Annotated in this window: 10 protein-coding genes and 1 tRNA gene; 10 read left to right on the top strand and 1 reads right to left on the bottom strand. The window is 74.8% G+C overall.

The genetic code is table 11. The features are described 5' to 3' along the window. The first annotated feature begins 178 nt into the window (after positions 1–178). The 8 genes from AB0L34_RS30575 to AB0L34_RS30540 all read left to right on the top strand — a co-directional run bounded on the left by AB0L34_RS30575 (position 179) and on the right by AB0L34_RS30540 (position 7,459). Complete coding sequence (locus AB0L34_RS30575) at positions 179–865, top strand: dienelactone hydrolase family protein (protein WP_357458218.1); 687 nt, start codon at positions 179–181, stop codon at positions 863–865. 19 nt (positions 866–884) lie between these two features. Beyond that, the gene (locus AB0L34_RS30570) at positions 885–1,598 is read left to right on the top strand and encodes a uracil-DNA glycosylase (RefSeq protein ID WP_357458494.1); all 714 of its coding nucleotides are present in this window, start codon (positions 885–887) and stop codon (positions 1,596–1,598) included. Positions 1,599–1,677: 79 nt separating this feature from the next. Further along, a complete protein-coding gene (locus tag AB0L34_RS30565; protein ID WP_363708758.1) occupies positions 1,678–2,421 on the top strand; it encodes a DUF4129 domain-containing protein in 744 nt (247 codons plus the stop codon). 43 nt (positions 2,422–2,464) lie between these two features. Beyond that, the gene (locus AB0L34_RS30560; protein WP_363708756.1) at positions 2,465–3,049 is read left to right on the top strand and encodes a hypothetical protein; all 585 of its coding nucleotides are present in this window, start codon (positions 2,465–2,467) and stop codon (positions 3,047–3,049) included. Then, a complete protein-coding gene (locus tag AB0L34_RS30555; protein WP_350703340.1) occupies positions 3,046–4,053 on the top strand; it encodes a MoxR family ATPase in 1,008 nt (335 codons plus the stop codon). The genes AB0L34_RS30560 and AB0L34_RS30555 overlap by 4 nt, the downstream gene beginning before the upstream one ends. After that, complete coding sequence (locus AB0L34_RS30550; RefSeq protein ID WP_363708754.1) at positions 4,053–5,468, top strand: DUF58 domain-containing protein; 1,416 nt, start codon at positions 4,053–4,055, stop codon at positions 5,466–5,468. Before AB0L34_RS30555 ends, AB0L34_RS30550 begins: the two co-directional genes overlap by 1 nt. Further along, the gene (locus AB0L34_RS30545) at positions 5,465–6,025 is read left to right on the top strand and encodes a hypothetical protein (RefSeq protein ID WP_363708752.1); all 561 of its coding nucleotides are present in this window, start codon (positions 5,465–5,467) and stop codon (positions 6,023–6,025) included. Before AB0L34_RS30550 ends, AB0L34_RS30545 begins: the two co-directional genes overlap by 4 nt. A 102-nt stretch (positions 6,026–6,127) precedes the next feature. Further along, positions 6,128–7,459, top strand: coding sequence for an NAD(P)/FAD-dependent oxidoreductase (locus AB0L34_RS30540; RefSeq protein ID WP_363708750.1), 1,332 nt, complete (start codon positions 6,128–6,130; stop codon positions 7,457–7,459). A gap of 93 nt (positions 7,460–7,552) precedes the next feature. Here the strand turns inward: AB0L34_RS30540 and AB0L34_RS30535 are convergent, their stop codons facing one another. Further along, complete coding sequence (locus tag AB0L34_RS30535; RefSeq protein ID WP_363708748.1) at positions 7,553–9,454, bottom strand: hypothetical protein; 1,902 nt, start codon at positions 9,452–9,454, stop codon at positions 7,553–7,555. Positions 9,455–9,556: 102 nt separating this feature from the next. Between AB0L34_RS30535 and AB0L34_RS30530 the strand changes: the two genes are divergently transcribed. Beyond that, positions 9,557–9,637 (top strand) — tRNA-Leu (locus tag AB0L34_RS30530). 112 nt (positions 9,638–9,749) lie between these two features. Next, positions 9,750–10,565 (top strand): Bax inhibitor-1/YccA family protein, encoded by an 816-nt coding sequence (locus tag AB0L34_RS30525; RefSeq protein WP_350703331.1) that lies wholly within the window; start codon positions 9,750–9,752, stop codon positions 10,563–10,565. Positions 10,566–10,574 lie beyond the last annotated feature (9 nt).

Here is a 10,574-nt window from a genome sequence, read left to right as displayed (position 1 = left end):
GGCGCGGCCCCCCGGCCCCCCCCCCCCCCGCCGGCGTCTCCGCGTACGGCCGGCGAACGGGAGGTGAATGCCACTGTTCCGGCGTCTTCCCCGGGGCGCGCACGGCGTGGCAGGCTACCGGCACGTAGGACCACTGGGCGACCAGCCAACGATGACTGACCGCTAGGAGGACGGGCCGATGGGCGAAATGGTGAGCTTCACCAGCAACGGGGGTACGCGCGAGGGGTATCTCGCGATACCGTCCGGCGGTGCGGCCAGCCCAGCGGTCATCGTCATCCAGGACTGGTGGGGGCTCGTGCCCCACATCACCTCCGTCGCGGACCGGTTCGCCGAGGCCGGGTTCGTGGCCCTCGCCCCGGACTTCCGCCACGGCGGCCCGGCCAGCAAGCCCGACGAGCCGCGCCAGATGCTGAACAGCCCGCAGATGGACGAGGCGGCGGCGGACATCGCCGCCGCGGCGGACTACCTCGCCGGGCGTTCCGAGGTCACCGGCAAGGTCGGCTGCGCGGGCTTCTGCGCCGGCGCGAGCCTGGCCCTGTGGGCGGCCAGCCGCACCGAGCGGATCGTCGCCACCGCCGCCTTCTACCCCCGGCTGCCCTGGGACGGGATGGGCTCCGAGTGGGCCGACTACGCGGGCAAGGCCGCCCTCATCCACTGCTCCGAAGCCGACGGCACCTCCGCCGCCGACGGCGTGCAGACCGTCCGCCGCGCCGTCGAGACCGCCGGCGGCACGTGCCAGACCTACGACTACCCCGGCACCGCACACGCCTTCTTCAACGAGGACCGGCCGGAGAACTTCGACCAGCGCGCCGCCGCCACCGCCTGGGCGCGCACCCTCGAACTCTTCCGGGCCAAGCTTGGCTGAGCCGCGTACGCCCGACGAGGTGGTCGCCCGCGCCGCGCGGGCGACCGACCTCGCCGACCTCGACGCCGCCGTCAGCGACTGCTTCGCCTGCCCCCGCCTGGTCGAGTGGCGCGAGGAGGTGGCCCGCACGCGCCGGGCGGCCTTCCGCGACCAGGAGTACTGGGGCCGGCCGGTGCCCGGCTTCGGCGCCCCCGACGCGCGCATCGCCATCCTCGGCCTGGCGCCCGCCGCGCACGGCGGGAACCGCACCGGCCGGATCTTCACCGGCGACCGCTCCGGCGACGTGCTCTTCGCCGCGCTGCACCGCGCCGGGCTGGCCAACCAGCCGACGAGTGTCGCCGCCGACGACGGTCTGTCCCTGCGGGACACCCGCATCTTCGCCGCCGTGCGCTGCGCGCCGCCGGACAACAAGCCCACCCCGGGCGAGCGGGACACCTGCGCACCGTGGCTGCACCGCGAGGTCGCGCTGATCCGGCCCACCCTGCGCGTCGTGGTCGCGCTCGGCGCCTTCGCCTGGTCCGCGTGGTGGCCGGCGCTGCGTCAGGTGTACGGCCAGCGCCCGCCCGCCCCGCGACCGGCGTTCGGTCATGGGGCACACTGGTCCGGCACGGCCGCACCGGAGCTGCTGGGCTGCTATCACGTCAGCCAGCAGAACACCTTCACCGGACGGCTGACACCAGGGATGCTGGACGACGTGTTCGCCCGGGCGAAGCAGTTGGCCGGGGTGGACTGAGCACGCGGGGGCGGTGGCGATGACGGACGGAACGCGTCGGCCCGCGACGCACCCCCCGGCGGCCCGGAGGTAACCCCGGATGGATCTGAGCGTGCTGCGCAGGTGGTGGCCGGTCGCCGCGGTCGGCGTCCTGCTCGCCGTCGCCGCGTTGGCGTCCGCCAACTCGTCGATCGGCGCCAGCCGGATCCCGCCCGCCGCCGACAACCTCCCCTACGTGCCGGAGTACCCGACCGCCGAGCCGGCCGCGTCGATCCCCGTCGAGCCCCGGGACGCCGGCGAGGCCACCCAGGCGAGCATCCCGCCGTGGCTCGGCACGGTCGCCCTCGTGCTGCTGGGGTCGGCCCTGCTCGCCGCGTTCGGCTACCTCGCCTGGACGCTGGTCCGGGGCGCGATGCGCCGCACCACCCGGGCGCTGCCGCGGCAGCGGAACCGGCGTACGGCCGAGGGCACCGCCCGCGAGGTGGCCGCCGCCCTCGACGCCGGCCTGGTGGAGCTGGACGACGCGGACGCCGACCCGCGCGCCGCGGTCATCGCCTGCTGGGTACGCCTCGAAGAGGCCGCGGCCGGCGCCGGTGTGCCCCGGCTGGCCGGGGACACCCCCACCGACCTGGTCACCCGCCTGCTGCGGGGCGACCCGTCGGCGGGGGTGCCGGCGATCGTCAGCGCCGACGTGCTGGCCGAGTTCGCGCACGTCTACCGCGAGGCCCGGTACGCCACCCGGCCCGTCGACGAGCGCACCCGCGACCAGGCCCGTGCGGCACTGCGCCGGCTGCGGGCCGAGCTGACCACCGTGGTCGACGGCGACGCCGGAGTGCCGACGTGACCGGGTCGTGGCGGGCGCCCGCCCGGCGTGATGAGGTGGCGCCGTGAGCAGCACCAGCATCGACGACCTGCTGAGCTTCGAGGAGGAGCGGCCGGGGCGCGCCGACCGGTCCCGGGGCGGGCGGGCCGGCCGGGTTTTCCGCGCCCTGGCCGGCATCGCGGCGGTCGTGGTGGTGCTGGTCGCCGGCCTGCGCGCGGTGGGGCTCCAGGTCTCCCTGCTGGTCCTGGTCGCCGGGGTGCTCGCGCTGTTCGTGGTGCGCCGGGTCGTCGCCGCCCTCGCGCCCCCGCCCCCGTCTCGGGCCGGTGCCCGGGCCCCGGCCGGCGACGACGACGGCACGTGGAACTGGGGCGCCCGGGACGCGCTGCGCACCGCGATCAACGGCTGGGAGCGTCCGCTGGACTGGTGCGGGAGCAGCCAGGAGCGGTTCGCCGCGCGGGTCCTGCCGCGGCTCGGCGAACTGGCCGACGAGCGGCTGCGTCAGCGCCACGGCCTGACCCGGGAGTCGGACCCGACCCGCGCCCGCGCCCTGCTGGGCGACCAGCTCTGGACCTTCCTCAGCACGCCCTCCCGCCGCCCCCCGTCGCCGCGCGACCTCGCGGCGATCGTCGCCGAACTGGAGAAGATATGAACGACGTGGACCGCAGCATGCCCGCCGCGGAGGTCGGCCACCTCGCCCGGTCGGTGCTGGAGGCGGTCGGTCAGGTCGTGGTCGGCAAGCGGGACGCGCTGGAGCTGGTCCTCGCCGGCATCCTGGCCGGCGGGCACGTGCTGCTGGAGGACCTGCCGGGGCTGGGCAAGACGCTGACGGCGCGCTCCTTCGCGCAGGCGCTCGGGCTGGACTTCCGCCGGCTCCAGTTCACTCCCGACCTGCTGCCGGCCGACGTCACCGGCTCGTTCCTCTACGACCAGCGCAGCGGCGACTTCGCGTTCCGGGCCGGCCCGGTCTTCACCAACCTGCTCCTCGCCGACGAGATCAACCGGACCCCGCCGAAAACCCAGTCGGCCCTGCTGGAGGCGATGCAGGAGAAGCAGGTCTCGGTCGAGGGCGTCACCTACCGGCTGGACGAGCCGTTCCACGTGCTGGCCACCGCCAACCCCATCGAGTACGAGGGCACCTACCCGCTGCCCGAGGCGCAGCTCGACCGGTTCCTCCTCCGGGTCTCCTTCGGCTATCCCGAGCACGAGGAGGAGTGGGAGGTGCTGCGCCGGCGGATGGCCCGCCGCCGCGAGGAGGCGGACATCAAGCCCGTGGTCGACGCGGCCACCCTGCGCGCCATGCAGGCCGCGCTGGAGGACGTGGTGGTCGAGGACTCCGTCGGCCGTTACATCGTCGCGCTGACCGCCGCCACCCGGGAGCACCCGTCGGTGCTGGTGGGCGCCTCGCCGCGCGGCTCGCTGGCGCTGCTGCTGCTGGCCCGGGTGCGGGCCGTGATGGCCGGCCGCGACTACGTGGTGCCGGAGGACGTCAAGGAGGTCGCGGCGCCCGCGCTGGCGCACCGGATCACGCTGCGTCCGGAGATGTGGCTGCGCCGCGTCGACCCGTCCTTCGTGGTCGGCGAGGTGCTGGAGGCGACCCCGGCGCCGGCCAGCGGGGCGCTGCCCAGCTACGCCGCCGGCCGGCCCGGGCACTGATGGTCGCGCCCGCCGTGCCGCCCCTCGCCGAGTCGCCGGAGCAGGGGCCGCAGCCCGCGACCGGCTGGGTGCCCACCTGGGCGCTCGGCCGGGCGGTGCTGCTCACCGGCCTGCTGCTGATCGCGGGGGTGCTGCTCGGCCGGGTCGACCTGATCGTGCTGGCCGCCCCGTTCGCGATCGGCACCGCGTACGCGCTGCGCCGCCGGCCGGCCGCCCTGCCGCAGGTCTGGATCTCCGCCGACGAGGGGCACCTGGTCGAGGGCGGCGAGCTGACCGGCACGGTCAGCGTCGGCAACCCGGACGTGCTCGACTACGACGTGGCGGTGGTCCGCAGCCGGGTCTCGCCGTGGCTGCGGGTGGAGCGGGCCACGATCGCCGGGGCGGTGGCCGCGTCCGGCGCCCCCTCGGCTGTCGTCCCGTCCGTCGCCGACCGGCCCTTCGTGACCGCCGTCCCGACCGACGCGGCCGTCGACCTGGAACTGGCCGGCACGGCGCTGCGCTGGGGCCGGCACCCGGTCGGCCCGGCCGGCGCCCGGGTCGCCGCCGCGCAGGGCCTGCTGGTCTCCCGCGCGGTGGTCACCGAGCCGGCCCGGGTCCGGGTCTACCCGAGGACCGAGCCGTTCGACGCGGTCGAGGCGATGCCCCGGGCCGCCGGCCTGGTCGGGGCGCACCACTCGCGCCGGCCCGGCGAGGGCGGGGAGCTGGCCGGTGTGCGGGTCTTCGCCCCGGGCGACCGGCTGCGCCGGATCGACTGGCGCGTGTCGCTGCGCGCCCGGCAGCTGCACGTCGCGGCCACCCTCTCCGACCGGGACGCCGAGGTGGTGGTGCTGCTCGACGTGCTCGCCGAGGCGGGCCGCTCCGGCGGCGTGTCCGGCACCGCCTCCGTGCTGGACACCACGGTCCGGGCCGCCGCCGCGATCGCCGAGCACTACCTGCACCGCGGCGACCGGGTGTCGATGCTGGAGTACGGCCCGGCCGCCCGCCGGCTGCGCCCGGCCACCGGCCGCCGGCAGTACCTGACCGTCCTGGAGTGGCTGCTCGACGTGCGCGCCGAGCCCTCCCCGCACGAGCCGTACGACCAGGTCTTCGGGCCGCAGTTGCTCTCCGCGGACGCGCTGGTGGTGGTCCTCACCCCGCTGCTGGACGAGCGGTCGGCGCCGATGCTGGCCCGGCTGGCCCGTTCGGGGCGGTTCGTCGTCGCGGTGGACACCCTGCCGGCCGACCTCGCCCCGCCGAAGGACCGGGGCTGGGCCGAGGTGGCGTACCGGCTGTGGCGGCTGGACCGGGACACCATGATCGGGCAGTTGCGGGAGCACGGCGTGCCGGTGGTGCGCTGGGCCGGCGCGGGCAGCCTCGACCAGGTGCTGCGGGACGTGGCGCGGCTGGCCACCGCCCCGAGGGTGGGGGCCCGATGAATCCGGTCATCGAGCGGGTCCGGGCGGTGCGGCACGCGGCCACCCGGGTCAGCCTGACGCCGCTGCTGGTCCGCGCCGGCATCTTCCTCACCACGCTGGTCGGGCTGGTGGTGGCGTACCCGTCGCAGGTGCTCCTCGGTCGGCCGCTGCTCGCCCTGGTCGTGGTGGCGCTGCTGCCGGCGCTCGGACCACGCCGGGTCTGGCCGACCTTCGCCGCGCTGGTCACGGTCGGCGGCTGGCTGGTCGCCACCGACGGGTACGGCCGGCCGATCGCGCTCTGGCGGCTGCTCACCGTGGCGGCCGCGCTCTACCTCACGCACACCCTCTGCGCGCTGGCCGCCGTCCTGCCGTACGACGCGGTGGTCGACCCGGACGTGATCGTGCGCTGGCTCGCGCGGGCCGGCACGGTGCTGTTGGGGGCCTTCGTGCTCGGCGTCCTCCTCGTGGAGGTCGGCGGCCTCGGCGACGGCGCCGGATCCCAACTCTCGACCGCGGCCGGACTGTTGGCGGCGGTGGCGTTGACAGCGTTGCTGGGGTGGCTGCTGCGCCGCCGTTAACCTGCCGGTAACCGCAGTTGCGCAGGTCACAGGGGTTGTGCTCCGTCACAGAAGAGGGGCGCGATCGGGATTAGCCGGGCCGCGCCGGGAAAGATAGATGACGTGAATCCGAAGCGGATCCTTGTGGTGGGTGCCGGGCACGTTGGTCTCTACGCGGCCCTGCGCCTGTCGAAGAAGCTCAGCTCCCGTGAGGCTGAGGTCATCGTGGTGGACCCTCAGCCCCACATGACCTACCAGCCCTTCCTGCCCGAGGCGGCGGCCGGCAACATCTCGCCCCGGCACTCCGTGGTGCCGCTGCGACGCGAGTTGCGGCGGTGCAAGGTGGTGGCGGGCACCGTGACGCGGATCGACCACGACCGCAAGACCGCCGTCGTGCAGCCGATCAGCGGCCCGACCCGGGAGATCCCGTACGACCACGTCGTCGTCGCCCCCGGCTCGGTCTCGCGGACGCTGCCGATCCCCGGCCTGCACGAGCACGGCATCGGCTTCAAGACCATCGGTGAGGCCATCTACCTGCGCAACCACGTGCTGGACCGGCTCGACGTGGCCGCCGTCACGCCGGACCCGGAGGTCCGTCGGTCCGCGCTGACCTTCACCTTCGTCGGCGGTGGCTATGCCGGCATCGAGGCGCTCGCCGAGATGGAGGACATGGCCCGGGACGCGCTGAGGTACTACCCGGAGCTCAAGCCCGAGGACATGCGCTGGGTGCTGGTCGAGGCGACCCAGCGGGTGCTGCCGGAGGTCGACCGGGACATGGGCGCCTACACGGTCCAGCAGCTGCTCAAGCGGAACATGGACATCCGGCTGGACACCCGCCTGGAGTCCTGCGTCGACGGGGTGGTGAAGCTCTCCGACGGCGACAGCTTCCGCTCCGACACCATCGTCTGGACGGCCGGCGTCAAGCCGTCCCCGATGCTGGACGCGACGGACTTCCCCCGCGACGAGCGGCGCCGGGTCACCTGCCTGCCGACCCTCCAGATCGTCGACGGCGACCGGGTGGTCGAGGGCGCCTGGAGCGCCGGTGACTGCGCGGCGGTGCCGGACCTGACCAAGGAGCCGGGCAACTACTGCTCGCCGAGCGCCCAGCACGCGGTCCGCCAGGCCGCCCGGATGGCCGACAACATCGCCAACGTGGTGCGCGGCCGGGAGCCGGTGGAGTACAAGCACAAGCACGCCGGCAGCGTGGCCAGCCTCGGCCTGCACAAGGGCGTCGCCCAGGTGTACGGGATCAAGATGACCGGCTGGCCGGCCTGGTTCATGCACCGGACGTACCACATGAGCCGGATCCCGTCGTTCAACCGGAAGGTCCGGGTCGTGGTCGACTGGTCCCTGGCGTTCTTCCTCAAGCGTGAGGTGGTCGCCCTGGGCCAGCTGCACGACCCGCGCGAGGAGTTCGCCGAGGCGTCCCAGCCCGTCGGCGCCGTCCGGTCCTGACCGAGCAGGACAGCAGGCCCCTCCGCGCGAGCGGAGGGGCCTGCTGTCCGTGTGGGCGGGTTCCCGCCGCCGCGGCGGGCGGGCGTACGCCGGTCAGACCCGCCAGATCCAGGCGTCGGCGATCCGGGTCGACGGCCCGTAGAGCTGCTCCAGCGTGCCGCGCAGGCTGTCGGCGTGCGGGGTGTCGACGGCCAGCGCGACGCAGGAGGCACCCCAGAAGTCGGCGTCCTTCGCGGCCTGCCGCCGCTGCTGGTCCCCGATCAGCGGCTGCCCGCCGCGTTTGGCGACCTCGGTCAGCAGGGCGGACGTGGGCAGCTTGTAGGTGCCCATCGCCGCCGTGCCGTCCCGGCCGTACGGGCCGATGAAAAAGCCCTCCGGCATGCCGAACGCGGCGTCGGCGGCGGTGGCCCAGCGCATCGGCCACGGCTCCTGCGGCGTGGCGAGCGGCACCGGCACCAGCACCCCGCCCGGCTCGACGCACTGCCGCCAGTGGCCGGCCGTGACGAACTCCGGCACCGGCGGGCGCGCGGCGGTGGGCAGCGGGGCGGGCAGCAGCGGCAGCAGCGCCACGCCGACCGCCGCCGGGACCAGCCGCCGGGCCCGGCCCGCGCCGCGCAGCGCCCGGTCGGCCGCGAGCACCAGCAGCGTGGCGATCAGCGGGAGCGCCGCGAGGGCGAACCGCATCGGCAGCGCGCCGTCCACCACGGGCAGCCCGGAGAGCAGTGTGTACGGCCCCGGCACGGCGGTGCGCTCGCCGTCGAGCACCACCCGGGGGCCGAGCGACAGGGCCCCCATCGCCAGCGCCCCGACCACGCACGCGACGGCCAGCGGGCGGCGACCCAGCCAGACCGCGCAGCCGGTGGTGACCAGCAGCAGGGGCCACCCGAGGAAGGTGTTGTACTCGGCCGGGCCGGTGGTCAGCCGGGCGGCCTCGTCGCTGCCGACCACCGACAGCGGCGACACCGTCCACCAACTGCGCAGGTCAGCCGAGAAGTAGTGCGGGCTGAACATGCCGTCCGCGACGCCCTGCGGCCCGGCGAACTGGAACCACAGCGGCCAGGCCAGCACGAGCAGGGCCAGCCCGGCGGCGAGCACCATCCCGGCGGCGAAGCCGGGCAGGGCGCGGCGGGCCAGGCCAGGGTCCGTCACGGCGTACGTGACCGCCATCACCAGCAGCGTCAGCGCACAGAGGAAGAGCACCTCCTCGCCGATGAAGACCTGCGCCGTGACCGCCGCCGCCAGCCCGACGGCGGAGCTGACGATCCGCCGGTGGTCCGGCCGGCCGGCGAGGGCCTGCCGCCGGTCGACGGCGGCCCCGGCGGCGGCGCGGGCCGCGGGGTCAGGGCCGGCGGTGGCCCGGCCGGCGGGGTCGGCGGCGCGCAGCAGCCGGACCACCAGCCAGACGATCACCGGGACCAGCCACTGGGCGGTCATGTGCAGGTGGCTGTTGGTCTGCGAGACCATGCCCGGGCCGAAGCCGCAGAGGGCGGCGCCCAGCGCGGCGGCGACCCGGTGGGCGCCCAGCGTCCGGGTGAAGAGCAGATACCAGGCGACGGCGGTGCCGGCCAGGTTCGCCAGCGCCAGCAGCGCGAAGGTGACCGGCGCCCCGAGCAGCAGGGTGACCGGGGCGAGGAGGATCCCCAGCGCGATGACCGTGGTGTTGGTCATCAGGTTCACCCCGTCCGGCGCGTTGAGCCGGTCGGTGAGCAGGTCGAAGTCGCCGAGCAGCGCCCGCGCGTCGACGGCGAGGAACCACTCGTAGAGGGCCTGGTCCGCCGGGTTCAGCGCGAGGACCCGGGCCGCCGGGTCGGGCCAGAGCCCGTGGGTGAGCCAGCCGGCCAGCGCGACGAAGAGGAGCCCGACCGTGACGCCCGCCCGATGCCGGGAAACCGTGGTCAGCAGGCGGGCCGGCGAGAGCCGGCGCGGCAGCCGGTCGGCGGCGAGGACGGCCTGGTCAGGGGCGGCGTCGGGGGCCGTGGGGGCTGCGCTGCTCACGGCTTCGACCCTAGTGTGACCCGGGCGTCGGGGTACGCCGGGTCGCCGCCGACCGGCTACCGTGACACTGCACCAGGCGTGTCGACGCGCCCGGTGTCACCCGCCCGGGTGGTGGAACGGCAGACACGGCCGCCTTAAAAGCGGCTGCCGCAAGGCGTGCGGGTTCGACCCCCGCCCCGGGCACCCCCACCACTCTCAGCATCCGCTCAGCTTGGCGATCACCACGCGGCTGCCCTGGGCGTTTACTCTTGAGGGGCACGTTCACGTGCAACGACCCCCTGAGGGAGGCCTGACAGTGAAGACTTCGAACCCGGTGCTCGCCCGGCTCGGCCAGGCGGCCGAGCGGGAGCGCTCCGCCGGGTACGCCCCGACCGGGCCCTATGGACAGCCCGGCTACCCCCAGCAGTACCCGACGGAGGCCGGCTACCCGGCGGCTCCGCCGGCCGTCAACACCATGTCGGTCGACGACGTGGTGGTCAAGACCGTCACCCTCCTCGGCATCCTCGGCGTCTCCGCCGCGGCCGCCTGGGTGCTGGTGCCGGACGCCCTGCTCGGTGCCGCCTGGATCGGCGCGGCGGTGGTCGGCCTGGTGCTCGGCCTGATCATCTCGTTCTCCCGGATGGCGAACCCGGCGCTGGTGGTCGCGTACGCCGTCGTCGAGGGCGTCTTCGTCGGCATGGTGAGCAAGTTCTTCGACTCGCTCTACGACGGCATCGTGCTCCAGGCGGTGACCGCCACCTTCGGCGTCTTCTTCGTGATGGCGATGCTCTACAAGGCGAAGGTCATCCGGGCGACCCCGAAGTTCGTCAAGGGCATGATCGCCGTGATGGCGGGCCTCTTCGCCGTCATGCTGATCAACCTCGTGCTGGCGCTCTTCGACATCAACACCGGCCTGCGCGACGGCAGCCCGCTGGCGATCGGCTTCAGCCTGGTCTGCATCGTGGTCGCCTCGCTGAGCTTCGTGCTCAGCTTCAAGGAGATTGAGGACGGCGTCCGGATGGGCCTGCCGCAGCGCTACTCCTGGGTCGCCGCCTTCGGCATCCTGGTGAGCCTGGTCTGGCTCTACATCGAGATCCTGCGCCTGCTGAGCTACTTCCAGGGCGACGACTGACCGTCGCCC

This window comes from Micromonospora sp. NPDC052213 (genome assembly GCF_040679695.1).
Lineage (GTDB): Bacteria > Actinomycetota > Actinomycetes > Mycobacteriales > Micromonosporaceae > Micromonospora.
This window is presented reverse-complemented; position numbering and strand designations above follow the sequence as displayed.

What these genes read in the sequence shown, in the direction of transcription:
- AB0L34_RS30575 (WP_357458218.1), top strand. Translation starts at nt 179, where the DNA reads ATGGGCGAAATGGTGAGCTTCACCAGCAACGGGGGTACGCGCGAGGGG.
- AB0L34_RS30565 (WP_363708758.1), top strand. Translation starts at nt 1,678, where the DNA reads ATGGATCTGAGCGTGCTGCGCAGGTGGTGGCCGGTCGCCGCGGTCGGC.
- AB0L34_RS30555 (WP_350703340.1), top strand. Translation starts at nt 3,046, where the DNA reads ATGAACGACGTGGACCGCAGCATGCCCGCCGCGGAGGTCGGCCACCTC.
- AB0L34_RS30550 (WP_363708754.1), top strand. Translation starts at nt 4,053, where the DNA reads ATGGTCGCGCCCGCCGTGCCGCCCCTCGCCGAGTCGCCGGAGCAGGGG.
- AB0L34_RS30545 (WP_363708752.1), top strand. Translation starts at nt 5,465, where the DNA reads ATGAATCCGGTCATCGAGCGGGTCCGGGCGGTGCGGCACGCGGCCACC.